30 protein-coding genes, 3 tRNA genes and 2 pseudogenes are annotated in these 26,659 nt (G+C 58.4%); 26 read left to right on the top strand and 9 right to left on the bottom strand.

What is annotated here, in order from left to right; genetic code table 11:
• Positions 1-79: 79 nt before the first annotated feature.
• The gene (locus AC2FLP_RS09525; protein ID WP_496683473.1) at positions 80-1,351 is read right to left on the bottom strand and encodes an imelysin family protein; all 1,272 of its coding nucleotides are present in this window, start codon (positions 1,349-1,351) and stop codon (positions 80-82) included.
• A 249-nt stretch (positions 1,352-1,600) separates the two neighbouring features.
• On the opposite strand from AC2FLP_RS09525, the gene AC2FLP_RS09520 reads away from it, so the two are divergent.
• Positions 1,601-2,158, top strand: a complete 558-nt coding sequence (locus AC2FLP_RS09520) for a ZrgA family zinc uptake protein (protein ID WP_496683475.1) — start codon at positions 1,601-1,603, stop codon at positions 2,156-2,158.
• 479 nt (positions 2,159-2,637) lie between these two features.
• Here the strand turns inward: AC2FLP_RS09520 and AC2FLP_RS09515 are convergent, their stop codons facing one another.
• Positions 2,638-3,588, bottom strand: coding sequence for a GlxA family transcriptional regulator (locus tag AC2FLP_RS09515; protein ID WP_496683477.1), 951 nt, complete (start codon positions 3,586-3,588; stop codon positions 2,638-2,640).
• Positions 3,589-3,756: 168 nt separating this feature from the next.
• Between AC2FLP_RS09515 and AC2FLP_RS09510 the strand changes: the two genes are divergently transcribed.
• Genes AC2FLP_RS09510 through AC2FLP_RS09495 form a run of 4 tightly spaced genes read left to right on the top strand, consistent with a single transcriptional unit; the run spans position 3,757 to position 8,231 of the window.
• Complete coding sequence (locus tag AC2FLP_RS09510; protein ID WP_496683481.1) at positions 3,757-4,467, top strand: GntR family transcriptional regulator; 711 nt, start codon at positions 3,757-3,759, stop codon at positions 4,465-4,467.
• A gap of 7 nt (positions 4,468-4,474) precedes the next feature.
• On the top strand, positions 4,475-5,392 hold the full coding sequence (locus tag AC2FLP_RS09505; RefSeq protein WP_496683483.1) for a dihydrodipicolinate synthase family protein: 918 nt from the start codon (positions 4,475-4,477) through the stop codon (positions 5,390-5,392).
• Positions 5,393-5,397: 5 nt separating this feature from the next.
• Positions 5,398-6,894: an aldehyde dehydrogenase gene (locus tag AC2FLP_RS09500; protein ID WP_496683485.1), complete on the top strand. Its 1,497-nt coding sequence runs from the start codon at positions 5,398-5,400 to the stop codon at positions 6,892-6,894.
• Positions 6,891-8,231, top strand: coding sequence for an NAD(P)/FAD-dependent oxidoreductase (locus AC2FLP_RS09495; RefSeq protein WP_496683487.1), 1,341 nt, complete (start codon positions 6,891-6,893; stop codon positions 8,229-8,231). The genes AC2FLP_RS09500 and AC2FLP_RS09495 overlap by 4 nt, the downstream gene beginning before the upstream one ends.
• Before the next feature lie 2 nt (positions 8,232-8,233).
• Here the strand turns inward: AC2FLP_RS09495 and AC2FLP_RS09490 are convergent, their stop codons facing one another.
• From AC2FLP_RS09490 to AC2FLP_RS09470, 5 genes and pseudogenes are all read right to left on the bottom strand, one after another.
• A complete protein-coding gene (locus AC2FLP_RS09490; protein WP_496710054.1) occupies positions 8,234-8,413 on the bottom strand; it encodes an SDR family oxidoreductase in 180 nt (59 codons plus the stop codon).
• A gap of 68 nt (positions 8,414-8,481) precedes the next feature.
• Positions 8,482-8,646 (bottom strand): annotated as a pseudogene (locus tag AC2FLP_RS09485) (SDR family NAD(P)-dependent oxidoreductase); the annotation flags it as partial.
• Between the two features lie 67 nt (positions 8,647-8,713).
• Positions 8,714-8,893: pseudogene (locus AC2FLP_RS09480) on the bottom strand (SDR family NAD(P)-dependent oxidoreductase); the annotation flags it as partial.
• A 171-nt stretch (positions 8,894-9,064) separates the two neighbouring features.
• Positions 9,065-9,283, bottom strand: a complete 219-nt coding sequence (locus AC2FLP_RS09475; RefSeq protein ID WP_496683491.1) for a hypothetical protein — start codon at positions 9,281-9,283, stop codon at positions 9,065-9,067.
• A gap of 133 nt (positions 9,284-9,416) precedes the next feature.
• Positions 9,417-10,964, bottom strand: coding sequence for a trimethylamine methyltransferase family protein (locus AC2FLP_RS09470; RefSeq protein ID WP_299895198.1), 1,548 nt, complete (start codon positions 10,962-10,964; stop codon positions 9,417-9,419).
• 229 nt (positions 10,965-11,193) lie between these two features.
• On the opposite strand from AC2FLP_RS09470, the gene AC2FLP_RS09465 reads away from it, so the two are divergent.
• The 3 genes from AC2FLP_RS09465 (at position 11,194) to AC2FLP_RS09455 (ending at position 13,802) form a co-directional block, all read left to right on the top strand.
• Positions 11,194-12,666 carry a flavin-containing monooxygenase gene (locus tag AC2FLP_RS09465; RefSeq protein WP_117868093.1) on the top strand — a complete coding sequence of 491 codons (1,473 nt, stop codon included), beginning with the start codon at positions 11,194-11,196 and terminating at the stop codon, positions 12,664-12,666.
• The gene (locus tag AC2FLP_RS09460; protein ID WP_496683494.1) at positions 12,667-13,653 is read left to right on the top strand and encodes an alpha/beta fold hydrolase; all 987 of its coding nucleotides are present in this window, start codon (positions 12,667-12,669) and stop codon (positions 13,651-13,653) included.
• A 72-nt stretch (positions 13,654-13,725) separates the two neighbouring features.
• Positions 13,726-13,802 (top strand) — tRNA-Met (locus AC2FLP_RS09455).
• 189 nt (positions 13,803-13,991) lie between these two features.
• Here the strand turns inward: AC2FLP_RS09455 and AC2FLP_RS09450 are convergent.
• Both AC2FLP_RS09450 and AC2FLP_RS09445 read right to left on the bottom strand, forming a co-directional pair.
• Positions 13,992-14,480: an invasion associated locus B family protein gene (locus AC2FLP_RS09450; protein ID WP_496683496.1), complete on the bottom strand. Its 489-nt coding sequence runs from the start codon at positions 14,478-14,480 to the stop codon at positions 13,992-13,994.
• Positions 14,481-14,939: 459 nt separating this feature from the next.
• Positions 14,940-15,014 (bottom strand) — tRNA-Thr (locus AC2FLP_RS09445).
• Positions 15,015-15,097: 83 nt separating this feature from the next.
• Between AC2FLP_RS09445 and AC2FLP_RS09440 the strand changes: the two genes are divergently transcribed.
• The 18 genes from AC2FLP_RS09440 to AC2FLP_RS09355 all read left to right on the top strand — a co-directional run bounded on the left by AC2FLP_RS09440 (position 15,098) and on the right by AC2FLP_RS09355 (position 26,602).
• Positions 15,098-15,253 carry a hypothetical protein gene (locus AC2FLP_RS09440; protein ID WP_496683498.1) on the top strand — a complete coding sequence of 52 codons (156 nt, stop codon included), beginning with the start codon at positions 15,098-15,100 and terminating at the stop codon, positions 15,251-15,253.
• Positions 15,254-15,259: 6 nt separating this feature from the next.
• Complete coding sequence (gene murA, locus AC2FLP_RS09435; RefSeq protein ID WP_496683500.1) at positions 15,260-16,528, top strand: UDP-N-acetylglucosamine 1-carboxyvinyltransferase; 1,269 nt, start codon at positions 15,260-15,262, stop codon at positions 16,526-16,528.
• Complete coding sequence (locus tag AC2FLP_RS09430; RefSeq protein ID WP_425078762.1) at positions 16,525-17,001, top strand: DUF2948 family protein; 477 nt, start codon at positions 16,525-16,527, stop codon at positions 16,999-17,001. Before murA ends, AC2FLP_RS09430 begins: the two co-directional genes overlap by 4 nt.
• Positions 17,002-17,523: a GNAT family N-acetyltransferase gene (locus AC2FLP_RS09425; protein ID WP_496683502.1), complete on the top strand. Its 522-nt coding sequence runs from the start codon at positions 17,002-17,004 to the stop codon at positions 17,521-17,523.
• A 61-nt stretch (positions 17,524-17,584) separates the two neighbouring features.
• Positions 17,585-18,886 carry a histidinol dehydrogenase gene (gene hisD / locus AC2FLP_RS09420; protein ID WP_496683504.1) on the top strand — a complete coding sequence of 434 codons (1,302 nt, stop codon included), beginning with the start codon at positions 17,585-17,587 and terminating at the stop codon, positions 18,884-18,886.
• 98 nt (positions 18,887-18,984) lie between these two features.
• Positions 18,985-19,464 (top strand): UPF0262 family protein, encoded by a 480-nt coding sequence (locus AC2FLP_RS09415; protein WP_117868176.1) that lies wholly within the window; start codon positions 18,985-18,987, stop codon positions 19,462-19,464.
• 3 nt (positions 19,465-19,467) lie between these two features.
• Complete coding sequence (locus AC2FLP_RS09410; protein WP_117868179.1) at positions 19,468-19,920, top strand: arsenate-mycothiol transferase ArsC; 453 nt, start codon at positions 19,468-19,470, stop codon at positions 19,918-19,920.
• Between the two features lie 2 nt (positions 19,921-19,922).
• Positions 19,923-20,321, top strand: a complete 399-nt coding sequence (locus AC2FLP_RS09405) for a ketosteroid isomerase-related protein (protein WP_117868181.1) — start codon at positions 19,923-19,925, stop codon at positions 20,319-20,321.
• The gene (locus tag AC2FLP_RS09400) at positions 20,314-20,907 is read left to right on the top strand and encodes a GNAT family N-acetyltransferase (RefSeq protein ID WP_496683507.1); all 594 of its coding nucleotides are present in this window, start codon (positions 20,314-20,316) and stop codon (positions 20,905-20,907) included. Before AC2FLP_RS09405 ends, AC2FLP_RS09400 begins: the two co-directional genes overlap by 8 nt.
• 63 nt (positions 20,908-20,970) lie before the next feature.
• The gene (locus AC2FLP_RS09395) at positions 20,971-21,240 is read left to right on the top strand and encodes a DUF4242 domain-containing protein (protein ID WP_117868185.1); all 270 of its coding nucleotides are present in this window, start codon (positions 20,971-20,973) and stop codon (positions 21,238-21,240) included.
• 67 nt (positions 21,241-21,307) lie between these two features.
• Positions 21,308-22,183: a carbon-nitrogen hydrolase family protein gene (locus AC2FLP_RS09390; protein WP_299895138.1), complete on the top strand. Its 876-nt coding sequence runs from the start codon at positions 21,308-21,310 to the stop codon at positions 22,181-22,183.
• Between the two features lie 91 nt (positions 22,184-22,274).
• Positions 22,275-22,493, top strand: a complete 219-nt coding sequence (infA, locus tag AC2FLP_RS09385) for a translation initiation factor IF-1 (RefSeq protein WP_005978431.1) — start codon at positions 22,275-22,277, stop codon at positions 22,491-22,493.
• 11 nt (positions 22,494-22,504) lie between these two features.
• Positions 22,505-23,083, top strand: coding sequence for a Maf family protein (locus AC2FLP_RS09380; protein WP_299895135.1), 579 nt, complete (start codon positions 22,505-22,507; stop codon positions 23,081-23,083).
• Positions 23,080-24,102, top strand: coding sequence for a ribonuclease E/G (locus AC2FLP_RS09375; RefSeq protein WP_496683510.1), 1,023 nt, complete (start codon positions 23,080-23,082; stop codon positions 24,100-24,102). The genes AC2FLP_RS09380 and AC2FLP_RS09375 overlap by 4 nt, the downstream gene beginning before the upstream one ends.
• The gene (locus AC2FLP_RS09370; protein WP_117868192.1) at positions 24,099-24,281 is read left to right on the top strand and encodes a DNA gyrase inhibitor YacG; all 183 of its coding nucleotides are present in this window, start codon (positions 24,099-24,101) and stop codon (positions 24,279-24,281) included. Before AC2FLP_RS09375 ends, AC2FLP_RS09370 begins: the two co-directional genes overlap by 4 nt.
• Positions 24,282-24,360: 79 nt before the next feature.
• Positions 24,361-24,435: transfer RNA gene (locus AC2FLP_RS09365), tRNA-Phe, on the top strand.
• A gap of 165 nt (positions 24,436-24,600) precedes the next feature.
• Positions 24,601-25,803: a tyrosine-type recombinase/integrase gene (locus tag AC2FLP_RS09360; RefSeq protein WP_496683512.1), complete on the top strand. Its 1,203-nt coding sequence runs from the start codon at positions 24,601-24,603 to the stop codon at positions 25,801-25,803.
• Entirely contained in the window at positions 25,793-26,602 is an 810-nt protein-coding gene (locus tag AC2FLP_RS09355; RefSeq protein WP_496683514.1) for a hypothetical protein, read from the top strand. Before AC2FLP_RS09360 ends, AC2FLP_RS09355 begins: the two co-directional genes overlap by 11 nt.
• Positions 26,603-26,659: the final 57 nt, after the last annotated feature.

The raw sequence follows: 26,659 nt of genomic DNA, 5'->3' as shown, positions 1-26,659 counted from the left end.
TGGCTCGTTTCGCCGCTTCGACGTATGATCAGAACGGTTTGAAGGGGCCGGAAAGAATACCTTTCCGGCCCGCTTGGGGTTAGTGAAATACGGCGTCTGGGTTATCCAGGCTGTCGGAACCTTCAAACGCGACCCCGTCCAGCTCCAGCGCGGTTACGATGCGCTCGATGGTCTTGGTCTGATCGACCAGACCGTTGACGCCGCCCATAATCAGGGCCTCACCGCCTTTGTTGTTGCGCTCAAGCATCTGGTCGTAGGCAAATCCTGCCTCGGCTGTTGTCTTGATCTTGCCCAGGGCCTGCATGGTGGCGGCCAGTTTCGCTTTCATCTCGGTATCCAGCGCCGGATCGGTGGCGATGACCAGATCGGCCACAGACGCGCCCGAAACCGGGGTGCCATCGATGCGGGTATAGCTGCCCAGATAGACGTTCTGAATGCCCAGGCCGTCATAGTAATGGCTGTTATGTGTGTTGTCCGAGAAGCAGTCATGCTCCTCCTCGGGATCGTTCAGCATCAGGCCAAGGCGCATGCGTTCACCGGCTTGCTCACCATACGACAAAGAGCCCATGCCGGTCAGGATCGCGCTGATGCCTTCTGCTTCGTTCTCCATCAAGGCTGCGCGTGCCGCACCGCCGTCTTTCCACTGATCCGCCATCCATGCCAAGTCGCTGACCAGCAGTTCGGTCGCAGCGCTCAGGTATTGCGCACGACGGTCACAATGGCCGCCGGTACAGTCCTCGTCCTGCGCGTAATCGGTGGCCGGGCGGTTGCCGGCACCGGCGCCATGGCCGTTCATGTCCTGGCCCCACAGAAGGAATTCGATGGCGTGATAGCCGGTTGCGACGTTCGCCTCGATACCATCTGCTTCGTGCAACGTGTCACTCAGCAGTTCGGGGGTAATTTCGCCGGCATCAATGGTCTCGCCCGACAGTTGGAAGCTGGGATTGGCGATGACGTTCAGCACAGCAAACTCGTTTTCGTCCGTCGCGCCGCCATAAGCCGCGTCAACATAGTCGATCAAACCTTCATCCAAAGGCCAGGCGTTCACCTTGCCTTCCCAGTCATCAACGATGGCATTGCCGAAGCGATAGACTTCCGTTTGCTGATAAGGGACACGCGCAGCAACCCAGGCCGCGCGCGCCGCGTTCAGCGTTGCGTCCGACGGATCGGCGATCAGTGCGTTGACCGCATCCTGCAACTTTCTGGCTGAAATCAGGCTGTCTTCAAATTTGGCTTCCGCAATATTGGCATAGGTGTTCAGTACATCCACCTTGGTGGGGGCATCACCCGAGATTGCGGTGGTTGCCATGAAAAACGTCAGAGCGCTGGCAGTGGTGAATAACTTGGTCATAGGAGTTTGGTGCTTTCCTGTCAGAACTGTCGGATCGTGCGGGAATACCCCGCGGTTTTCGCGGAGAAATAACTGAGTTATTTAGTCAGTAATGTCAACCTGAGTTTTATTGTCGGATATAGGCGGAGACTATTGAACCCAGCAAGCCTCTCCATATCTGGCGGGCTCCGATCCGAGGGTTAACATTGCGTGGCGGGTGATTCGCGTTAAAATCACTATTGTGATTCTGTTTTAGGCGGTTGTTGGTTAATGAAGTGCTCTGTTCTGGCCTTGTCTCTCTTCCCGGCAGCTCTTGCTGCTCAGGCGACGCAGATCACGTCCACCCATCACCATGGGTCCGGCCAATTGGATATCGTGCTCACAGATACCGATTTTTCGCTGTCCCTCAGGGTTCCAAGCATTGATATCGTCGGGTTCGAGACCCCGGTGGCAAATGACGACGAGCGTACACGAGTCGCCATCGCGATTTCCGAACTGTCCAAGCCGCTGGATCTGTTTGTCGTCCCGTCCGAGGCTGTGTGCTTTACCGTTTCCGCCAATGTTATCCTGACGCATGATATCTCGGGGAATCAGGACACCGCGGGTGAAGGGGTCGCGTCATCCGCGCCGGATGAACATTCGGAATTCCAGGCCGATTACGTTGTTCAATGTCAGAATATGGATGCGCTGAACACAATAGAATTTGCGTATTTCCAGCGGTTCAGCGGGACAAGGAAGCTGAACGTTCGCGTCGGATCAGACGCAGCGACCAGCACTCACGAAATCACCCGTGTCGCGCCTAGTCTGGATGTGGCGCAGATCCGCTAGAGATGGCACTTGGACGCCTGTTTGGCGTTTCAAATGCAGAACCGATGTTGTTGACCCAAGACTACCCCGTCCATGTCCGGGACGCCGCGCGGAAATCGAACACGCCAGATTGAAACCAGAAAAGCTGGTCCCCGGCGCGGGCCTGAAAGCAACAAAGGAACGAAGTCCATCATTTGTAGTTTTGTTGCAATTGGTTATGGTCTTCGTGGGTGCCGGATTTCGCTGAATCAGCAGTCTCGAATTGAGGCAAAGATTAACGAATAAGGGCACAAGAAACTCATGTATGACAAGTTCTCGCAAAACTTATGCCAATATCCAGATCTATTGGTTCATCATCCTGCCGATCTGTTGACTAGTCCGGTTTTAATGAGGGGGTATCTCGGCAGGGTTAGGGGGATGCCCGTTCAGGCCCGTTATGGGCCGATGAAGCGCGGCATCCCCTGCCGTATCGGTCGGGGCAAATCCACCACCAGACAATGTCAGTCGATCTTGTTGCGCTGCGCGTGCGGGGTAACGCCAAAGCTTGACCTGTAGACACGCGAAAAATGGCCCGGGTTTTCAAATCCGCAGGCCACGGCGACCTCGGTGACGGACGCTTCGGTCTGAAGCAACAGTTTTTGGGCGCGCTCCAGCCGCATTTCCATGAAGTACTTCTTGGGTGACGTGTTCAGGTATTTTCCAAACAACCGCTCAAGCTGCCGCGTTGAAATGCCAAGCGTTTCCGCGATGAACGAAGGGGAAACCGGGGTTTCAATACTGCCCTGCATGATGGTGATCGCCTTGGCGAGGTGCGCATTGCGCATACCGTTGCGTGACTGCAGGGAAACCCTTTGTTTGGCCGTGGCATTGCGTACCGCGTTATAGACCATCTGATCCGCCACATCGATGGCCAGTTCCTCGCCGTGATCGCGTTCGATCAGATGCAGCATCAGATCAGCCGTTGCGGTCCCGCCAGATGCGGTAATGTGCTTTTCGTCGGCCACGAACACGCTGCGCACCAGATTGACCTCGGGAAAGGCCTCCATGAACGCGTCGTGGTACTCCCAGTGGATCGCTGCCTGCATTCCGTCAAGAAAACCAGCCTTGGCCAGCACCCATGCCCCCGAGCACAGGGCGCCGATTTTCGTACCGCGCGCGCGTTCGCGGCGCAGGGTTGCAAGCAGAGGGCGTGTGACGTGGTCACGCATGTGAATGCCCGACAGGACAAACAGCTGATCACATTTGGCCAGACCCTGAAGACCGGAATGCACCAGCGTGACGGATCCGTTCGAGCACACGGCCTGCTCGCCATGTTCGGACACAAAAGACCAGCGGTACAGTTCTTCACCACTCACCAGATTGGCGATCCGCAACGGTTCGACCGCGCATGAAAACGCAAGATGCGAAAACTCCTCGACAAGGATGAATGTGATGTGCCGCGTCTGAGGCATGAGCAATACCGTTTGCAAGCTGGGACAACGCCCAAAACATGAGTTTATTTCGCCGGCTTCCATGCTGCACGAATTTTAATTGTATACAAGGTGTATTTTTATGGAATACAAAACTGTGACCGCACGCGATTCGACCACGGACGCCGAACAGAAGGATGAGGCCAAAGCATGAAGGACGAAGCCAAGTCTCGCAAAAGCGCGCTAAGAGAGCACCTGAAAGTGTCCATCCTGACGCTGCGCCTGCGCCCGGGCGCCGATCTGGACGAGGCGCATCTGTCGGACGAATTCGGACTGTCGCGCACGCCGCTGCGCGAGGTGTTTCGTCAGTTGGCTGGCGAGGGTTATCTGGACTTGCGGACAAACCGCAGCGCCCGGGTTTCGGAGATGTCCTACACCACCCTGCGCGACTTCTTCCTTGCCGCGCCGATGGTATACGGAGCGATCCTGCGTTTGGCGGCTTTGAATGCGACGAACGCCCAGATCAATGATTTGAAAGAGGCCCAGCAGGCTTTCAAGGCGGCCCTTCGGTCCGGGTCCGGCGAGGACCGTGCCTTGGCCAACAACCGCTTTCATGACGTGACGGGCGAAATGTCCGGAAATGTCTACCTGCTGCCTTCGTTCAACCGGCTGCTGATCGATCACGCCCGGATCGGTATGACGTTTTATCGGCCACAGACTGGTGAAATGTCGGAAAACCTGTCGCTGGCCAGCCAGCAGCATGACGCGATTATCGCAGCCATCGAGGCGCGCGATGAAGCGGCGGCGGCGCAGCTGGCGGAAGATCACTGGAACCTGTCACGCGATCAGATTGAATTGTTCGTGATGCCTGACGCGCTGGATGTCCCGATGGGCGTCCCGCCCCTTTCGAAACCTGCATGAGGACGGAATGAACCCGATTTTCAAGTTTGAGGGGATCTATACCCCTGTGGTCACGCCTTATCACGACGATGGCAGCGTGAATTGGGACGCCTTGTTCGACGTGATCGAATACCTGATCGAGAATGGCGTGCATGGCCTGATCTCGGGTGGTTCGACCGGCGAGAACTATGCCCAGACTGTGGAAGAACGGCTGGAACTGGCCAGATTCACGCATGAGCAGTTGAAGGGCCGGTTGCCATTGGTGGTTGGCACAGGCGCGATGCTGACGCCGGATTCTATTGCTCTGGCTTCGGGCGCACGTAAGATCGGCGCAGACGCAATCCTGCTGGCCAGTCCGCCATATTCAGTGCCAACCGACCGCGAGAATGCGTTGAACGCGCTGGCTATCGACAGGGCCGCCGATCTGCCTGTGATGCTGTACAACTACCCGCACCGCACCGGTACGATAATGGGCGAAGAGTTCCTTGACCGTGTGGGCCGCAGCCGGAATTTCTGCGGCATCAAGGAAAGCTCGGGCGATATCAACCGGGTGCATTTGCTGGCCCGCGACTATCCACATATCCAACTTGGTTGCGGTATGGATGATCAGGCGCTCGAGTTCTTTGCCTGGGGCGCGCCGTTCTGGGTGTGCGGCGGGTCGAACTTCCTGCCTGCTGAACACGTGGCTCTGTATCGGGCCTGCGTGGTTGAAGGCAATTTCGCGAAAGGTCGCCGGATCATGTCCGCGATGATGCCGCTGATGCGGGTGTTGGAACAGGGTGGAAAGTTCATCCAGACCATCAAGCATGGCGTTACCATGAACGGGATTGACCCGGGCGCGATGCGGCCTCCGCTAAAAGGTCTGAACAAGGATGACAAGCGCGCGCTGGAACAGGTGACCCGTGTGCTCAAGAAGACAATCGCTGACATTGTGGCTGAGGGGTGAGAGATATGGATCTGCTGACACAGGACGAATACAAATCCATCGCCGCAGGCCTGAACCTGCCGACCGGGGCGTTCATCGACGGGGCATTCCGCCCGTCGATCACGGGTGAAACCTTTGAGACAGTGAACCCGGCTACGGGCGGCAAGCTGGCGGATATCGCATCCTGCGGTGCAGCGGATGTCGACTTTGCGGTCGAAAAGGCGCGTGAAGCGTTTGACGATGGGCGCTGGAGCAAAATGCACCCGTCCGAGCGTAAGGATGTGCTGATCCGGCTCTGCAAGTTGATGACCCTCAACGCCCGTGAACTGGCGGTGATGGAAAGTATCGACAGCGGCAAGACCATCTATGATTGCGAAACCGTGGACGTACCCGAAACCATCCACTGTCTGAAATGGCATGCCGAAGCGATCGACAAGATTTACGATCAGGTCTCACCAGCCAGTGACGACCATATCGCCATGGTCGTGCGTGAACCCATTGGCGTTGTAGGGTTGGTCCTGCCGTGGAACTTCCCACTGCTGATGCTGGCGTGGAAGATAGGACCTGCCTTGGCGGCGGGATGTTCAGTGGTTGTGAAACCCGCGGCTGAAACCACGCTGACCGCGCTGCGCCTGGCCGAACTGGCAATGGAGGCCGGCCTTCCCCGCGGCGTACTGAACATCGTACCGGGCGGAGGGGCCGATGTGGGCGAACCCATCGGGCGGCACATGGATATCGACATGGTTTCCTTCACCGGCTCGACGGTGACGGGCAAGCGGTTCCTGACCTATTCGGCGGAAAGCAACGCCAAGGAGGTGGTGCTTGAGATGGGCGGCAAGAACCCCGCCATCGTCATGGACGATGCCGAAAACCTCGACCGGGTGGCGGCGCATGTGGTGAATGGTGCGTTCTGGAACATGGGCGAGAACTGCTCGGCCTCGTCGCGCCTGATCGTGCATAAAGACGTGAAAGCCGAACTGCTGAAACGCATCGCGCATCACGCCAAACAGTGGAACATCGGTGACCCGCTGGACCCTGAAACCCGCATGGGCGCGCTGGTCAGCGAAGGGCATTACAACAAGGTCTGCAGATACCTCGATCAGGCTGAAAACGTGGTGATCGGCGGTAAGGCGGACAAGGGGTTTGTCGAGGCTACCGTCGTCGAAGTGCCGGGCAATGACACCGTGCTGGCCCGAGAGGAGATCTTTGGCCCGGTCCTGTCCGTAATTGAAGTCTCGGGCTTTGACGAAGCGATCAGGATTGCCAATGACACTGACTACGGCTTGTGTGCCTCGATCTTCACCGCCAACGCCAAGCGGGCCATTCGCGGTGCGCGAGCCATTCGGGCAGGGACTGTTACGGTAAACAGTTTCGGCGAAGGCGACATCACCACGCCGTTTGGCGGCTACAAGCAATCGGGCTTTGGCGGTCGCGACAATTCGATCCATGCGCATGATCAGTACACCCAGCTGAAAACCATCTGGATTGATCTTTCCGACGACGCCGACGAGGCCGTCGATTGACGCGCTTTGAGGCCAAAAGACTGCCCCGGCAGACGGGCCCGGCGGGATGGAATGCCATCCTGCCGCCCCAGGAGCCCCTGCCAGAGCTCGAACAGAACCTGACCGCCGACGTCACCATTGTCGGTGGTGGGTTTGCCGGGCTGACGACGGCGCGGCGGTTGCAACAGCTGGACCCCTCGTTAAAGATCGCTCTATTGGAAGCGGGTAGATTTGCGGATGGTTCGGCGGGGCGGAACTCGGGGTTCATGATCGACCTGCCGCATGATCTGGCCTCGGACAACTACGCAGGCGATGGGTTGGAAGCGGACCGCGCCGCCATTGCACTGAACCGTAAGGCCATCGCATTCGCAACCGAGGTCGCCGCCGATTGCGACCTGCCGCAAGAGATGTTCGATCCTTGCGGCAAACACAATGCAGCCGCCACAAAGGCAGGAGACGCCCATAACCGCGCCTTTGCCGGGCATCTGACCAAACTGGGTGAGCCGCATACGCTGTATGACCAAAAGCAGATGCAAGAGATCACGGGCAGCCCGCATTATGTTTCGGGGCTTTTTGCGCCGGGGACGGTCATGATCCAGCCGGCAGCTTATGTGCGGGCGCTTTCGAACCGCCTGGCCGACCAGATTGACGTGTTTGAAAACTCTCCTGTCACCAGCTTTGAAAAGCAGGGCACAGGCTGGATCGTCAGCACCGACAAGGCCAGGGTCAGCACCGGGCGGATCATCCTGGCCAACAATGGCCATCTGGAAAGCTTCGGGTTCTACCAGAGGCAGTTGATGCATATCTGCCTCTACGCCTCGATTACGGCCCCGCTGACCGAGGCGCAGATCAAGACACTGGGCGGACAACCGCGCTGGTCGGTGACCCCGGCGGATCCGATGGGCACCTCGGTCCGGCGCATTTCGGGCAGCTACGGGGATCGCATTCTGATCCGTACCGGATCCAGTTTTCACCCGACGATCGAAACCAGCCGGATGCGGTTGCGCAATGCCGGCTGGGTGCATGACCGCAAGTTCCGGGAACGCTTTCCAAATCTGTCGGATGTGCAGATGGAACATCGCTGGGCCGGGATGCTGTGCCTCAGCCGCAACGGATCCGCGGCGTTTGGCGAATTGGAGGAGGGCGTGTTCTCGGCCTGCTGTCAGAATGGCCTGGGCATCGCCCGGGGCACTTTGCAAGGCATGGGCATCGCGGAACTGCTGATGCAGGGCGGATCAGAGATCGCGGATCACTTTCTGGCGCAGCCGGACCTTCCGCGATTGCCGCCCGAGCCCTTCGCCTCGCTTGGGGCGAACAGCTATTTGATCTGGAAAGAGTGGCGATCTGGTAAGGAGTGAGGTCAAGGCAAGCTCAGCTTGGCCATGCGTCCACCATCTATCGTAAAGACCTGCCCGGTGATGAAACCCGCATCCCCAGACGCCATAAACGCGACGAGCGCGGCAACTTCTTCAGGCCGCCCTGTTCGGGCCACCGGGTGGATCTTGGCGATGTCGCGACGGAACGCGGACGGGTCGGACATGGCTCGATGAAATCCTCGTTCAACTCGGTATCGATCCATCCCGGCGCAACAGCGTTACAGCGGATACCCCCGGCCCCGTGATCCACGGCAACGGCGCGGGTCAGGCCGTGCAGCCCTGCCTTTGATGTGCAATAGGCGGCGTGACCGGGATTGCTGTCCAAGCCTTCGATGGATCCGATGTTGACGATCGTGCCCTTGGTGTCGCGCAGATACGGCAGCGCAGCTTTGATCATCAGAAAAGGGGGTGGTCAGGTTCACCGTCAGAGTGCGGTGCCAGTCCTCAAGACTCATCCCCTCGACCGAGGCTTTCTGCATCATGCCGGCGTTGTTGACCAGCACGTCAAGACGCCCGGCCAGGTCAGTCACTTTGCTGACTACCTGCGCGGGGCTGTCGGTAAGGGTGAAATCCGCAACGACGCCGTAGAATTCCGTGTCCTCGCCTCGTTGGGCAGTGAAGACCTGCGCCCCTTCGTCCTGCAAACGTTGGGCGATGGCCCGGCCAATGCCGCTGCGCCCACCCGTGCCCCCGCATTGTGCAGGCGTTGAACGATTGACGCCCCGATGCCACTGGTTGCGCCAGTGACCAAAGCCGATTTTCCATTCAGGTTCATAAGGTCATCCATTGCTGGACCGATGCGACAGCTGCTCCGATCAGGCCTTCAACAGGTACCACGCCCAGCCCCGGCCCGATTGGCAGTTCGATATGCCCGCCTTTGATTTAGATACCGTTTTCGGGATCGTAGTTGCCTTCGATATATATGGCGCAGCCAGCCAGATACCTTCCAGCAGGTCGGGCCGAACGGTTGCACCGTTATCCGCGGCGGTTTTGACCAGCGTGAAATCCAGCGCCCGGACCTTGGCATTTGCCATGGTTTAGGGTCCGTTTTTGACCGGTAGGTCGTGGCTGTGGATGTGCAGTTCGGCAATCTTCACCTTGTGTACTTGACCTGACCGAAAAAAAGGCCCACCCGAAATGCGGGCGGGCCAGTAAGGGGAGTGTATATCAGTATGTCTGGTTCAACTCATCCGCCGCCGGGATTTCCCTTTCACGGCGGGCGATATAGTCCAGAAGCGCTTCGTTCCGGGCTTCGTCCAGTTTGGGTTCTTGGTATTCGGCCAGCAATTTCCGTGCATGTTTCAGGGCGCGTTCAGTGATTTCAATTTCACCTTCGGCGACCCATTGTTCGATCGAGTTGTTGTCGAACAGTTCCGGCATGAAGAACGCGGTCTGGAAGTTGTCCTGCGTGTGCGGATGACCCAGATAATGCCCGCCGGGCCCCACATCCGGAATCGCTGCCAAAGCCTCATCGAAGTCGTGCCATTTCGGCCCTTCAGCCATGCGGTAAGCCATCGCGCATTGTTCCGCATCCACGACGAACTTGGCGACCGAGCAATGCATGCCAGCCTCGTTCCAGCCTGCCGAATGCCAGATATAATTGGCCCCGGCGTGAATGACCGCGCTCAGCGTCGTGGCGGATTCGTAGCCTGCCTGCGCGTCAAAGGTCTTGGCCCCGCCCAGCGTGTTCGAGGTGCGCCACGGAACATCGTAAAAGCGCGCCATCTGACCGATCATGAAGTTCATCAGGCTGATCTCGGGCGTGCCGGCCATGGGTGCTCCGGATTTCATCGAAACGGTCGACAGGTAATGCCCCCAGATCGCAGGGCAGCCCTTGCGGATCACCTGCGTATAGGCCAGCGCCGACAGCGCCTCGGCAGTCAGCTGTGCCACGGTCGTGGGCACCGATGCCGGGGTGTTCGCGCCACCCAGAACAAAGGGCGAGCACAGAACCGGCTGATTGCGGCGGCAGAAGGCCCGCATCGCACCCAGCATGGTTTCGTCCCAGACCAGCGGGCTGTTGCCGTTGCAGTTGCCGGTGGTGACCGGATGATTGTCAATGAAACCTTCACCGAACAGGATATCGCACATATCCATCACATCCTCGGCGTTCCTGGGCGAGGTGGTCATACCCATGAAGGTCTTGTCCGAATATTTCATCGACGAATAGGTGATGCGCAGATGCCGCTGGCTGATCGGGTGATCATAGGGCTCGACAATGTGATGGGCCGAGCTGTGCAGCGCGGGCATCATGTGCGATAGCTTGTGGAACATCGCCAGATCATCCAGCGTCGGGTTGCGGCGCACATCGTCCAGATCGCGTAGGAATGGCGCCCCGGTCATCGGTACGAAGATCGCGTGCTTGCCCCCCAGCGCCAGGTTCTTTTTCGGATCGCGCGCGTGATAGGTGAACTGCGCCGGAATGCTCGAGATTAGGTCGCGCACCATGTGGCGATCCAGAAAAACCAGCTCTCCATCAACCTTGGCTCCGGCTTTTTTCCAGTCTTCCAGCGCGACGGGGTCGCGGAACTGAACACCGACGTTCTCCAGAATGTCCATCGCCGCATTGTCGATGCGCTCAACCTGGGTCGCGTCCATGACCTCGCACAGCGGGATGCCTCGGGTCAGGCCCGGCAGCATGTCAAAGTTCGGAGCGGAGCGTTTGGCACGGCGGGCAGAACGTCCGCCGGAACGCGTGGCAGTGCGAGTGGTCAAGGGGCAATCCTCCAATTTTGAAACAAACTGACGGATTCGCGGCGCGCCCACCTCTCTGATTGCGATATGTGCTTGCAAGAAGCGACAAAGGTTAAGCCAATCCATTTTTTCATCCATTTGTAACGAAAGGACGCCCGGTCATTTTCCCCTGTGTGACCTACTTCACAGCCAATCAAGTGCATACATCTGCAACAGATAAACGTAAGGTTGATTCTGAAGGCACTCACTCATGCACCACAAAACAGAGATGCTGATCGTCGGCGCCGGGTTTGCCGGGCTGACGATGGCGCTTGAGGCCCGCAAACGCGGTATCAAGGATATCGCGATTTTGGAAAAGGCCGATGATATCGGGGGGACATGGCGCGAAAACACCTATCCCGGTGTCGCCTGTGATGTGCCATCGCATCTGTATTCTATGGCGACCCACCTCAACCCGCATTGGAGCCGCGCGTATGCCGGTGGCGCAGAAATACAGGCTTATCTGCAAAAGGTCGCGCGTCAGGAAGGGTTGTATGACCTGTGCCACTTCGGGCAGGAGCTGAAATCGGCCAGGTGGGATGGAACGCGCTGGCAAGTTGAAACGATGGATGGTCAGCACTGGTCGGCCCGGTTTCTGGTCTCGGCCATTGGTGCACTTCATTATCCCAGCATTCCGGAAATCCCCGGCGCAGACAGGTTTCCCGGCCCCAGTTTCCACTCCGCCGAATGGAATCACGATGTCGATCTGACCGGCAAGAGCGTTGCGGTCGTCGGTACCGGGGCGTCCGCTGTTCAGTTTGTACCCGAAATCGCCGGAATTGCAGGTCACGTCACGATCTTTCAGCGCAGTGCGCCTTACGTGATGCCGCGCCCGGACGGCCCGATTGCGCCCTGGGTGCGCAGCCTTTACGCCCGGTTTCCCATTTTGCCGCGCATTCGGCGCAAGTTGATATTCATGATCTTCGAATTTCGCCACCGCGTGTTTCGCGGTGAGGAACGTGCGGTGAATTTTGCCTTGAAAATGTGGCGAAAGGCATTGGAGCGCGCCATCACCGATCCGGCCGAACAACGGGTTCTGACCCCCGACTACCGGATCGGCTGCAAACGAATCCTGAGCTCGAACGATTGGTACCCGACCCTGGCCCGCGACAATGTCAGCGTTGTTCCGAAAGGCGTCGCCCGAATTGAAGGTGACACAGTCATCGCGGCGGATGGCACCCAGACCAAGGCGGATGCCTTGATCTGGGGCACGGGGTTTCACGTAACCGACGTGGTCGAGCGTCTGGACATCACCGGCACAGACGGGCTGACGTTGCGCTCAGCCTGGTCGGATGGCATGTGCGCGCATCTGGGTACCGCAATTGCGGGTTTCCCCAATTTCTTCCTCCTTCTGGGGCCGCATACCGGGCTGGGGCATAACTCGGTCGTGCTGATGATCGAGGCCCAGGTTGGCCATATTGGCCGGGTCCTGAGCGAGATGCAGCACAAGGGTCTGTCCGCGATTACTCCTGACGCAGCCAGACAGGCGGCGTTCACACGGGAAATGCACGACCGCCACTCGGACGGCGTCTGGCAGGCCGGGGGCTGTTCATCGTGGTACATGGATGCGGAAGGGCGGAACACGACCCTTTGGCCCGGCACGGTTGCCGAGTTCCAGAAACGCATGGCACAATCGGGGTTGGAACAATACAGACCCGCCGCCCTTGGCAATGGAGAAAGTTGAATGACAACTGTTCTGATCGTGATCGCCGTCTTTGCCGTGGCCCTGTTTGTCACGAACCTGTGGACCCGGAGGATAACACGCCACGGTCTTGAAACCGTGCCACAGCTGGGTCAGATCACACCCGTTCGCGGCGGCAGCATTCACTATGTGGAAAGGGGAAACCCCGACGCACAGACCATCGTCATGATCCATGGCCTGGCCGGGCAGTTGCAGCACTTTACCTATGCGCTGGTGGATCTTCTGGCCGACGACTACCACGTTATCGCGCTGGACCGGCCGGGATGCGGGTATTCAACGCGCGATACGGCCGAGCTGGCGCAATTGCCCCACCAGGCTGGCATGATTGCTGAGTTTCTGGACAAAAAAGGCGTGGACCGGGCCGTTCTGGTCGGCCACTCGCTGGGGGGCGCGGTTTCATTGGCGATGGCACTGGACCATCCGGCCCGAATTGCCGGGCTGGCGCTGCTGGCACCGCTGACTCACAAACTGCCCGAAACCCCGGCGATCTTCAAACCGCTCGAGATCCGCTCCGAATGGCTGCGCAGTCTGATCGGCAACACGCTCGCCGTTCCTCTGGCGTCCAAAACCGCGCCGCACACGCTGGGCGCAGCGTTTGACCCGGAGACCCCGCCGGATGACTTTCTGGACCGGGCAGGCGGCGCGCTTGGCCTGCGGCCTTCGGCCTTTATCACAGCGTCTCAGGATGTTGTCGGTGTCGACACCAGCATCAACGCGCAGGTCGCACGCTATCCGGATCTGACTGTCCCCGGGGGCATCTTGTATGGCCGTCAGGACGCAATACTGTCCCCGCCGCTGCATGGGCCAACAATGACCGATTTCGGACTGAGCTATGAAGAGCTGGAAGAGTTCGGTCACATGATTCCGATTACTGAGCCCGAAATCTGCGCTGCCTTCATCCGCAGGATGACGGGCGCAACCACATCCCCCCGGATGTCCTTGCAGAACAAGCCATCTGGGCACGCGTGAAAGAAATCTTCGGGCTGGTTGATTTCCCTCTTGACCCTCCCGGGCCCCTCGCTTACATCGCCTCTCACTCAAGGCGGAGTAGCTCAGTTGGTTAGAGCAGCGGAATCATAATCCGCGTGTCGGGGGTTCAAGTCCCTCCTCCGCTACCACCCACCTGAAATAAAGCAATGGATTGTAAACAGGAATGACGTCCTGTGCGGAGCTTGCCCGGCATCTTTTCCACTGTTTGACAGTCCACAACCAAATCGAGGTCAACGCCCGGATAACAGCGTCACGGTATGGATCGACCTGCACGCAGGTACCTTTCCAGGTCGCTGGCCGGTTTCAGCAACTTGTGGTCAATTGGAGGGGTAGCCGCGTTTCCGAACCTCTTCGATAGCCGCAGAAAACCCATAAAGTGAGAACGTAAAACTGCGTTTGACGGTTGGAGAAGCCGCAAAGTAATACTCCACCTTTCCGAATTCTGAGTTCAACAATTCTTTCGTCAGCCCGATGTTGACTTGGCAATATTGTGGAGCGCAAAACTGGTATGCGTACTTTCGACTGAACCTGCCATCAAGTGTCACAACCACTCCATTGTTCAAGTCCGTTGTTGCAGGCAACTGCAAAACGAGCCCGGCTACAACCTCGCTGTTGTCTATCGGGATACCAATTATGTTCGCGATGTTCTTGCCGTGGTACTTGATGCCTTGGATCGTCGAACACTCTGACTTGGACGTGTCGCAGTAGATGTCCCAAACACCTGCTTTGGCAACTTTCTTCTCCCGTGCTTCCGCCTGGCTGGCGGTATGGAAAATGGATGCGGCAATAAGAAAAATTCTCAGCATCGAAGCCCTCAAAAACAGATTAACTGGTCTCTTTCAGTAACGCTGGGGTTGTGTTTCTGCCAGCCTTTAGTGAGGGAAAGATGCCCGGGTTATAAACCTCGATACAGCCTGAAGGAAAAAACTGAAATCGGGTTCGCGTGCCATGATGTCATCTCCGTTGTTTGGGTTGGCTTGCTAACGCCCTCCCGAGGGGCCGAACGTGACAAGATTCTACTTAAGGAGAAGATCGAAAATTCCGTCCCTGAGAAGGGTCGGTTTGAGGATCGTATGGAATTCGCCCTGCGATTTCTATCAAGTCCTTGGAAAATATATAAAAATGGTGACTTTTCTATGCGCCAAACCGTCCTTCGGTTGGTGTTTACTGAGCCAATAAATACTGTCAAAACGGTTTGTATGGAGCTCCCGAATTTTCACTCACTTTCAGATACTTAAGGGATATCTCGGGGCAAAAAAGCGAGATGGTGCTGCTGGAGAGAATTGAACTCTCGACCTCTCCCTTACCAAGGGAGTGCTCTACCTCTGAGCTACAGCAGCGCTGTGGGCGGGTGATTAGACTCAAACGAAACGCGGCGCAAGGGTGTCTGGACGGTTTTTTTCGCCTCCTGTAGAGAAAGATCATGACGGAAAAAAATTCACCCAAAAAACAAGGCAAATCCGGGGATGCGCGCGAAGAGCGGCTGAAAACGGCGTTGAAGGCCAATATGGCGCGGCGCAAGGCGCAAGCCAAGGCGCGGGCGGCCTCCGGGGACAAACCTGACAAGGACGAGGGATAAGAGCAGATGGATTCGATTCTGGTGACGGGCAACGGCCCGCTGAACGGTCAAATACCGATTGCGGGGGCCAAGAACGCGTGTCTGACACTGATGCCTGCGACTTTGCTGAGCGAAGAACCGCTGACGCTGACCAACGCGCCACGCCTCAGCGACATCAAGACCATGACGGCTCTGCTGCAATCGCTGGGGGCCGAGGTGTCGTCGCTGCAGGATGGTCAGGTGATCGCGATGTCGAGCCACAACCTGACCAGCCAAACGGCAGATTATGACATCGTGCGCAAGATGCGTGCTTCGAATCTGGTGCTGGGTCCTTTGCTTGCGCGATTTGGACAAGCGGTCGTTTCTCTGCCCGGTGGCTGCGCGATCGGAGCCCGTCCGATGGACCTGCACATGGAGGGGCTTGAAGCGCTGGGTGCCGAGATCGAGCTGAAGGACGGTTATCTGCACGCCAGGGCTCCGGGTGGGCTGAAAGGCGCGGTGCATGAGATGCGCTTTGCCTCAGTCGGGGCCACTGAAAACATCGTCATGGCGGCAACGCTGGCCAAGGGCACCACGGTTCTGAAGAACGCGGCGCGCGAGCCCGAGATTGTCGATCTGGTCGAATGCCTGCGAAAGATGGGTGCACAGATTTCAGGTGAGGGCAGCTCGACCATAGAAATTCAGGGCGTCGACCGGCTGCACGGTGCCACACATCAGGTTGTCACCGACCGGATTGAACTGGGCACCTATATGCTGGCCCCGGCGATTTGCGGCGGCGAGGTCGAGCTGCTGGGCGGGCGCATGTCGCTGGTCGACTCCTTTGCCGCCAAACTCGACGCGGCGGGTGTCAGTGTCACCGAAACCCAAAACGGCTTGAAAGTGGCCCGCAAGAATGGCCGCGTGCAAGCCGTGGATGTGGTTACGGAACCTTTCCCGGGTTTCCCGACCGACCTGCAGGCGCAGATGATGGCGCTGATGTGCACCGCCGAAGGAGTTTCGGTTTTGGAAGAACGTATTTTCGAAAACCGTTTCATGCATGCCCCGGAACTTGTGCGCATGGGCGCGAATATCGAAGTGCATGGCGGCACCGCCACCGTCACGGGTGTCGAAACGCTGAAAGGTGCCCGGGTGATGGCGACAGATCTGCGGGCTTCGGTGTCGCTGATCCTTGCCGGATTGGCGGCTGAAGGCGAGACAACGGTAAGCCGGGTCTATCATTTGGACCGCGGATATGAGCATGTGGTGCGCAAGCTGGAAGGCGTGGGTGCAAAAATCGAACGGATCAAGGGCGAATGACGGACGCAAGTTTTGAAGACGGGCGCGAAGCCCCGCTGAATCTGGGGGCCGAGGATGCAGATGATCTGAAGGTGATCTCGACCCTAGCCCAGGACGCGGTTTTTCCTGTGACCGAGATGAAATGGCAACCGTCGAAGCGCCGCTTCGGCTTGTTGCTGAATCGCTTTCGCTGGGAAGACAAGGATGCCGCCGCCCGTCGTGACCGCCCGTTTGAACGGGTGCAGTCGGTTCTGGTCTTCGATTCCGTTCTGTCCGTGGCCAGTCAGGGCATTGATCGCGGCGAGAAGGACATGGTCATGTCCCTGCTGTCCGTCGAATTCGAACCCGGCGAGGATGGCGCGGGCCAGGTCTTGCTGACACTGGCGGGTGATGGCGCGATCCGCCTGACGGTCGAGGCGTTGGAAGCCACGCTAAAAGACGTCACGCGCCCGTATCAGGCCCCATCCGGCCGGGCCCCGCAACACCCCGAATAGATGCAAAACAAGCGTGGCATTTCTCAGGCGTTTTTGAAGGTGCACGATGGCATCGTATTGCGCCCGGCCACGGTATTCGATGTGTTTAACGTAAGCCGGGTGCTGATCCGGTCGATCACTCAGCTTTGCGTGGCCGATCACAACAACGATCCCGACTATCTAAAACAGTGGACCGCGAACAAAGACCCGGCGACCATCCGGGGCTGGTTCAAGCCGGGATCCCAGATCTGGCTGGCCGAGCGTGAAGGGCAGGTGGCTGCGGTCGGAGGATTGTTCGAAACCGGCAAGATCACCTTGCTCTATGTTGACCCGGATCACGCGGGCAGCGGGGTGGGGGCCGCACTGCTCAACCGGCTGGAGCGGCAACTGGTCGCGTGCGGCTGTTCCGAGGCGCATCTTGTTGGCACCCGGACTGCGCGCGAGTTCTATCTGCGCCACGGCTGGCAGGTCACGGGGCAATGCAGTGACCGTCAGGACCTGTCCTGCTTTGCCATGCGCAAATCGCTGCACCCCGCGGGCTGAGGGTTGAGGCCGCGCCCCGTGGGCGATATGTCCCGTGGCGCAACGCCCGGAGTGCCAGACCATGCCCGTTTTCCTCGACGCCACATCGCCCGATTTCGAAGCCGCCTTCCAGACCCTTCTGTCTGCCAAGCGCGAAGACAGTCCGGATGTGGATGCAGTTGTGGCGCAGATCATCGACGATGTACGCAACCGGGGCGACGCGGCAGTCATCGAACTGACCGCGAAATTCGACCGGCTGGAGCTGACGCCCGAAACGCTGGCCTTCAGCGCGCAGGAGATTTCAGATGCGGTGGCGCAAGTCGGGTCCGAAGACCGCGCGGCGCTGGAGCTGGCCGCCGGCCGGATCCGGGCCTATCACGAACGGCAGATGCCCGAGGATCACCAATGGACTGACGCGGCGGGCGTAACGCTGGGCTGGCGCTGGTCTGCGGTCTCTGCTGCGGGGTTGTATGTGCCCGGCGGGCTGGCCTCTTACCCGTCCTCGGTTTTGATGAATGCCATTCCGGCCAAGGTGGCGGGCGTGGACCGGCTAGCCATCGTGGTGCCCACGCCGGACGGGAAGGTGAATCCGCTGGTGCTGCTGGCGGCACAATTGTCGGGCGTGGACGAAGTGTATCGCATCGGCGGAGCGCAGGCCGTGGCGGCGCTGGCCTATGGCACCGACACCATCGCACCGGTCGACAAGATCACCGGCCCGGGCAATGCCTTTGTGGCGGCAGCCAAGCGGCGCGTCTTTGGCAAGGTCGGCATCGACATGATTGCGGGCCCCTCGGAAATCCTGGTCATTGCCGACAAGGACAATGACCCGGACTGGATCGCACTGGACCTGCTCAGCCAGGCCGAACATGATGAAAGCGCGCAATCGATCCTGATCACCGACGACGCCGCATTTGGCCACAGCGTTGCCAAGGCTGTCGAAAAGCGCCTCGAAACCCTGCAACGCCGCGTCATCGCCGGGGCCAGCTGGCGCGACTTTGGCGCCATCATCACAGTACGCGATCTGGACGAGGCCGCGGCGCTTTCCAACCGTATCGCCCCGGAGCATCTGGAGCTTTGCGTCGCGGACCCGGTCGCGCTGAGCGAAAAGACCATCCACGCCGGGGCAATCTTTCTAGGCCAATACACCCCCGAAGCCATCGGTGATTATGTCGGCGGCCCCAACCACGTGCTTCCAACGGCCCGGTCCGCCCGGTTCTCGTCCGGGCTCAGCGTGATGGATTTCCTCAAACGCACGACACTCAGCCAAATGACCCCCAAAGCCCTGCGCGCGATCGGTCCCGCCGCTGAACAGCTGGCGCAATCGGAAAGCCTCGAGGCGCACGGCCTTTCGGTCACGGCGCGCCTGAACCGCCTGAATGGCTGAAATGACGTAAAGACCGGGCATGTATGGCGCTTCTCTGCGTTGCCGACGGAATGCCGTTGTTATAGGTCTGTGCTGACACAAGGATAGTTGCCGTAAAGATGACCCGTATTTCGCATATCGAACTGGATGACCGAAACCTGCCGCCTCCGACCCCCGAGATCGAGCAGGAACGCAAGGTTGCCATCTATGATCTGCTGGAAGATAACAGCTTTTCGCTGCCCAAACGGGATGACCGTGTCGCACCTGATGGGCCTTACCACGTGCAGCTGTCGATCCGCGACAAACGGCTGGTCTTTGATATCGAGACGGAAGAGGCCGAAAAAGCCGCTGAATTTCACCTGTCGCTTGGCCCGTTCCGGCAGGTGGTCAAGGATTACTTCCAGATCTGTGAAAGCTATTTCGACGCGGTCAAGACCCTGCCGCCGAGCCAGATCGAGACCATCGACATGGCCCGCCGCGGCATCCACAACGAAGGCAGCCGCGTTCTACAAGAACGGCTGGAGGGAAAAGCAGAAGTGGATACTGATACGGCCCGACGCCTGTTCACGCTGATCTGCGTGCTACATTTCGGGGGCTGACGGGTGAAGCCTCTGCCGCAGTCGGTCCTGTTCTGTTGCGACCATAACTCGGTTCGATCTCCGATGGCCGAGGGGCTGATGAAGAAATTTTACGGCACTGGTACCTATGTTCAGTCCGCTGGCGTGCACAACGATCTGGAAATCGACGGGTTCTGTATCGCGGCATGCCACGAAGTGGGTGTCGAACTGTCCCGCCACCGCTCGCGCTCCTTTGACGAGATGCAGGAATGGGGCGACGATCTCAGCTCGTTTGACCTGATCGTGGCGCTGTCACCCGCCAGTCAGCGTCAGGCGCTGGAACTGACCCGGGTTTTTCACCTCGATGTCGATTATTGGCCAATAATGGACCCTACCGGGATGGGCGAGACCCGCGAACAAAAGCTACATCACTACCGACAGACCCGCGATCAGATCATCAAACATCTGAAAGATCGCTGGGGCGAACCTACGGAGTGACCATGAACCAGACCGTTAAAACCTATTTCGAAGCCTTCAATGCCGGTGACGTGGATGCCATGCTGGCCTGCCTGTCAGATGACGTGGCCCATCACGTGAACGAAGGCCAGATCCGCACTGGCAAGGAAAAGTTCGCCGCGTTCTGCGCCCATATGAACCGCTGCTACAAAGAGAACCTGACCGACATCATTGTGTTCGAAGCGCAGGGCGGCACCCGCGCGGCGGCTGAGTTTATTGTCAACGGGACTTATCTGGTAACGGACGAAGGCCTGCCTGACGCGCATGGTCAGACTTACCGCCTGCCTGCCGGGTCGTTCTTTGACCTCAAAGACGGCAAGATCACCCGCGTCACCACGTTCTACAATCTTGCCGACTGGACCAATCAGGTCTCGAATGGCTAAAGTCACCGTCGTCCGCCCCCTGACAGGGGAGGCGCTGGAGCCCGCTCTGGATGACGTTGCCCGCCTGCGGATCAAGGTGTTTCATGACTGGCCGTATCTCTATGACGGCGACCTCGAATATGAGCGGAAATACCTGCAATCCTACCGCGACAGCGACAAGGCCATTGTGGTCGGCGCCTTCGACAAGGACCGCCTGATCGGCGCGTCAACCGGCGCGCCCCTGATCGACCACGCCGAAGATTTCGCTGCGGCCTTCGAGGGCAGAGGCCTTGATCTGAACGACATATTCTATTGCGCGGAATCGGTGCTGTTGCCCGAGTACAGGGGGCAGGGTGTCGGTCACAGGTTCTTCGACGAACGCGAGGCCCACGCCCGCACGCTGGGCTTCACCAAATGCGCCTTCTGCGGTGTGCAACGCCCCGCCGATCACCCGATGCGGCCCAACAATTACCGCCCGCTGGACTCTTTCTGGCGCGCACGAGGATATGCGCCTTTGCCCGGCGCGATCGCGCAGTTTTCGTGGAAAGACATCGGGGAAGAGGGTGAGACGCTGAAGCCGTTGCAGTTCTGGATCCGGGATCTCTGAACGCCAAGCGCAGAAAAAAACCTCGAATCGTGGTATTGATAGGTTTTCTGTGGGGGAAGTGCAATGAAACGCTATGTTATCGAACGCGATCTTCCGGGTGTCGGTTCCATGTCCGGTGAGGAACTGTGCGGCGCATCTGCGAAGTCGAACGAAGCGCTGGCTCAAATACCCGGCGTGCAGTGGGAGCATTCCTATGTTGCCGGTGACAAGACCTTTTGCATCTATCTGGCCGAGAGTGAGGACGCGATCCACAAGCACGCCGAGCTCAGCGGGTTTCCGGCCAACACGATCACCGAAGTGACCACGATCATCGATCCGACGACCGCAGGGTAATTGGGCTGTACTCCGGTCTGTGTCCCCGACTAAGGTCATGCGAATTTGATCGCACGGGGACGCTGCCATGAAAGTCGCAACCGCCGCTTATAACCTCGACTGGCTCGACAGCTGGGCACAATACGAAGATAAGCTGAACCGCTGGGTGTCCCAGGCCGCAGGGCAGGGGGCCGAGTTGCTGGTCTTCCCTGAATACGGCGCGATGGAGCTCTCGACCCTGGACGGCGCCGAGGTTGCCGGTGATCTGGAGCGTTCCATCCGGGCCGTCTCCGACCGGATGGAAGATGTACAAAACCTGCACACCCGCCTCGCCAGGGCGTACAAAACCTACATTCTGGGCGCATCTGCTCCGGTTGTGGATGGTCCCGGTCGTCCGGTGAACCGCGCCGCATTTTACGCCCCGGATGGCAGTTGCGATCATCAGGACAAACAGATCATGACCCGGTTCGAACGCGAGCAATGGGCCATTGCACCCGGCGGTCCGCTGAAACTATTTGACACAGCGCTGGGCAAAATCGGTGTTTTGATCTGTTATGACAGCGAGTTCCCCCTGCTGGGCCGCGCACTGAGTGAGGCAGACCTGATCCTTGTCCCGTCCTGTACCGAAGCGCTTTCGGGCTACTGGCGCGTGCGGATAGGCGCGATGTCAAGAGCGTTGGAAAATCAATGCGTTACAGTTATGGCTTCGCTGGTCGGAAACAACGAGTGGTCCGAGGCGGTGGATATGAACACCGGAACAGGCGGTGTGTTCGGCCCGCCCGATAAAGGTTTCCCGGCCACCGGTGTGCTGGCCGAAGGCGCATTGAACCAGCCCGGCTGGACCTATGCAGACGTCGACCTGTCAGCCATCGCCGAGGTTCGCGCCGACGGCCACGTGCTGAACCGAACCCATTGGCAAGAACAGGCCCCCCGAGTCGAATCGGTCACAATATCCGCCCTTTAGGCGATTCCGCCCTTGAAATAAGGCCGGAATAGGCTCATTTAAGCGCACATCCCCGCAGATTCTGCGGGTGCAACGTAATGATGGAGACAACATGGCCAAGGAAGATACGCTCGAATTTCCCGGTGTCGTGAAGGAACTCCTGCCTAATGCGACGTTTCGGGTCGAGCTGGAAAACGGCCATGAGATCATCGCACATACGGCAGGCAAGATGCGTAAGAACCGCATCCGTGTTCTGGCCGGCGATAAGGTTCAGGTCGAGATGACCCCATATGATCTGACCAAGGGTCGGATCAACTACCGCTTCAAGTAACGCCTGCCGCAATGGCGTTTATTCTCGGATCGGGCAGCCCAAGACGGCTGGACCTGCTGGCTCAGCTTGGCGTGCAGCCAGACGCCATCCGCCCACCTGACATCGATGAAACGCCCTTGAAGGGCGAGCTTCCGGTTCCGTATTGCAACCGCATCACGCGTCAAAAAGTGCAGGCGGTTCAGTCGGATAGAGACGACGTTACCCTCTGTGCAGATACCACCGTGGCCTTGGGGCGCCGGATACTGGGAAAACCCGAGGACGCGGGACAGGCGGCGGAATTTCTGCATTCCCTGTCTGGTCGCCGTCACCGCGTGATCACTTCGGTTGCGGTCCGGCGCGGAGACCGAGTGCTACAGCGTGATGTCGTCTCACAGGTCAAGGTCAAACGCCTGTCGGATGTCGAGATAAACGCCTATCTGGCGACCGGAGACTGGCGCGGCAAGGCAGGTGCCTATGCCATTCAGGGTCCCGCAGGGGCTTTCATTCCATGGATTTCGGGGTCGTTTACCGGCATCGTCGGTCTGCCCCTGTCCGAGACCGCGGCCTTGCTACAAGGCATCGGCTATCCACTGTATCGCGAGGCATCATGAAAGGTCGCACCATTGTTCTGGACCACATCCAAGGCCGCGAAGCGGCTGCGCTGATGGTCGACGGCAAGCTGGATGACTTCCTGATCGCCGCAGACGCACCCGCGCCCGGCACGATCTACCGCGCCCGCGCTGATCGCCCGGTCAAGGGGCAGGGAGGAATGTTCCTGACCACGCCCGATGGTCCGGCTTTCCTGCGACAAGTCAAGGGTCTGGCCCCTGGCGTCTTGCTGTTGGTGCAGGTCAGCGGGTTTGCTGAGCCCGGCAAAGCCATCCCGGTGAGCAATCGCATCCTTTTTAAAAGTCGCTATGCCATTGTCACGCCGGATGCCCCGGGCCTGAACATTTCGCGCAGTATCAAGGACGAGGACATACGTGACAAATTGCTTGAAATCGCCCATGAACACATGGGTGATAGCGCCTATGGTCTGATCCTCCGTTCCTGTTGTACAGGAGCAGATGCCGAGGATATCTCGGAAGATATCTCAGCCATGTTGGCGCAGGCCGAGCAGGTGATGAGTGACGATGGGTCCGAGCCAGAACTGCTCAGCGAAGGTGACAGCCCTCATATCCTTGCCTGGCGCGACTGGACTGACCCGGCCGAAGTCGTGACCCAGACGGGCGGTTTCGAAACCCACGGCGTTTTGGATGCACTGGATACGGTACGCGGAACGTCCGAGCCTTTGCCGAGCGGAGGGCACCTTTACATCGAACCCACGCGCGCACTGGTCGCCGTGGATGTGAACACCGGAGCGGACACGTCAATGGCCGCGGGCACCAAAGCCAATTTTGCCTGCGCCAAGATGCTGCCCCGGGCTTTGCGCGTGCGTGGGCTGGCGGGGCAGATTACGCTGGACCTCGCTCCCATGCCAAAGAAGGATCGCCGCGGGTTTGAATCCGCTTTACGTGCCGCGTTCAGATCAGACCCGGACGAGACGATTCTTGTCGGCTGGACTCCACTGGGCCATTTTGAGTTGCAGCGAAAACGTGGCCGCGTTCCCGTGATGGAGATTCTGAAATGAGCTGCCCGATTTGTGGAGGGGAGACCGCGCAGAAATTTCGCCCGTTCTGTTCCAGACGGTGTGCAGATATTGATTTGGCCAAGTGGCTGAACGGTTCTTATTCGGTTCCATCGCAGCGCGAAGAGGACCTAGAAGCCGAGGTTGACACGCCGGACTCCACGCCCGGGCGACCGCATTGAAAAAATGTGAAAAAGCCTCTGGACACCGCTGGTAGCAAGTCATAGAAGGCCCCCACCCAACGACAAACGTCGTTCCCGTGCCCGGGTAGCTCAGGGGTAGAGCAGTGGATTGAAAATCCTCGTGTCGGTGGTTCGATTCCGCCCCCGGGCACCATTTATACTTTCAGCAGCATCCAGCACTGTCCGATATTTTCGGTAACGCCATGATTTTGCTGCATTCTGAGTCCAGCGTCGTTCAGGTGATTCCGGGGGCAGCCAGACAATCTGGGGGTATTTCCGGGGGTATTTTCAAAACCACATTAATTCGATTCCTGTTCCCATGCCGTTGACCGATACAGCCATCCGAAACACCGCAAGCCGCGAAAAACCTTACAAAATATTCGATGGGGGCGGTTTGCACCTGCTGATCAATCCCGGCGGGTCCAGGCTCTGGCGGCTCAAGTACCGGTTTGGGGGTAGAGAAAAGCTCCTGTCTCTGGGTCCTTACCCGCTCGTCAGCCTCAAACTTGCACGCGAAAAACGTGATGCCGCGAAGTTGCTTTTGCTGGAAGACAAAGACCCGGGAGAGGAGCGGAAACTGGCACGGATTGAGGCCGAACGGGAACGCGCAGTGACCTTTGGCGTCGTGGCCCGGGAGTATGTAGCAAAGCTGGAAAAAGAAGGGCGGGCGCCTGCTACTCTGAAGAAGCTGAACTGGCTCATCAGTCAGACTGCGCCGATGCTTTCAGAACGCCCTGTTGCGCAGATAGAGACCCCGGATGTTCTGCGCCTGCTGCGGCAGGTTGAGAGCAAAGGAACCTATGAAACAACCAGTCGGCTCAGGAGCACGATCGGGTCAGTGTTCCGCTATGCAATTGCGACCGGGCGCGCGCATAAGGATCCTACAGAGGCACTTAAGGGCGCGCTTATCCGTCCGCAGGTGCGTTCCAGATCAGCGATACTTGATCCGAAAGAACTTGGCCTGCTTCTGAACCGGATCGATGCTTTCTCGGGTCAGCCTGCGACAAAACATGCGCTGCATCTGCTTGCCCTTCTGGCCCCGCGCCCCGGAGAGCTCAGACTGGCGACATGGGATGAATTTGAGTGTCAGGAGGCGACATGGCGTGTCCCGGCGGAACGAATGAAAATGCGCCGCCCTCACCGTGTTCCGTTGCCGCAGCAGGCGCTGGATCAGCTGAAAGAACTGCACCGGCATACGGGAACAAGTGATTATCTGTTTCCCTCCGCACGCTCCTGGAAGAAACCCATGTCGGAAAACACTCTGAACGCTGCACTCCGACGGATGGGGTACTCGTCCGATCAGATAACCGCACACGGCTTCAGGGCAACGTTCAGCACCTTCGCAAACGAAAGCGGTCTGTGGGCTGCAGACGCGGTTGAACGTGCTCTGGCTCATGTTGAGGGCAACGACGTGCGACGCGCCTATGTGCGGGGAGAACACTGGGAGGAACGGGTGAGAATGGCAGACTGGTGGGCGGGTGAGTTAAGCAGAATGAAAGAGGCGGCTCAGGATGACCGGTGAAGTGTTAAAATCTGAAAAGTTAATTCCCCTTAGTCAGGAATCGATCGGGTGGCGAAGACTTCTGACCTTTGTTGATGTGAAGAACATCATCGTTAAAACAGAGCTCCCTCTTCTGGATGAAGTCGCCGAGAAAAGTTTTCAACATTGGCTAAACAACTCAGTTGAATGGACGATCAGAGAGCAACTGACTGCACGCCTGGATTGGGATCAGGTTAAAAAGGTCAGTGATGTCCTTGAGATCTATCGGGGGTTCTCCAGTAGCTTTCTGTATAATGAAGACCCTCCACCCCCGCTTCCGCACGCATGGGCCGTTGAAGCAGAGAAGTGGGTGGCTGATGCGCAGAGTGTTCTGAAGCATCGTAGTTCTGGTGGTGCCCGGCCAAACGCTGAAAAATGGGTCTTCTATCCCCGGGCGATTGGTCTTTTTCACGCGGCTTTTGGTGTAGAACCAGATGCGGTCGTTTCCCGAAAGTCAAAGGGGAGTCGGGGATCTGTGTTTCGATTTTTGAGTGCAACTACAGAGATTGTGAACGAGAGGATAGAAGAGCGGAGCTTCTCTGTTTCGGTGCCGGACGACCTCAGGGCGATGGCACTTTGGCACCCCGTACAAGATGGCACATTCAGGAAGCGACTTAAGGCTGTTCTTGAAATGAAGATGAGTCTGGGTCCGGAACCAGGTTGCGTCGAATATCATCCGATCACCGGGAAAATGGATCCGCAGGTCGCTGGATTTGAAGGCCCGGCCTGGAGAATTTTCTCAGAAGAGTTCCGGGATGTTTTGTCAGGTCATGGAAATTAAAGAGGAAAATACCTCCGGATTTTTGGCAGGTTTGTTCCCGTGAAATGCGCAAAGGTT

This window comes from Ruegeria sp. CDSA141 (genome assembly GCF_059612005.1).
The sequence above is the reverse complement of the archived record's forward strand: the minus strand, read 5'-3'. Positions and strand labels throughout refer to the sequence as shown.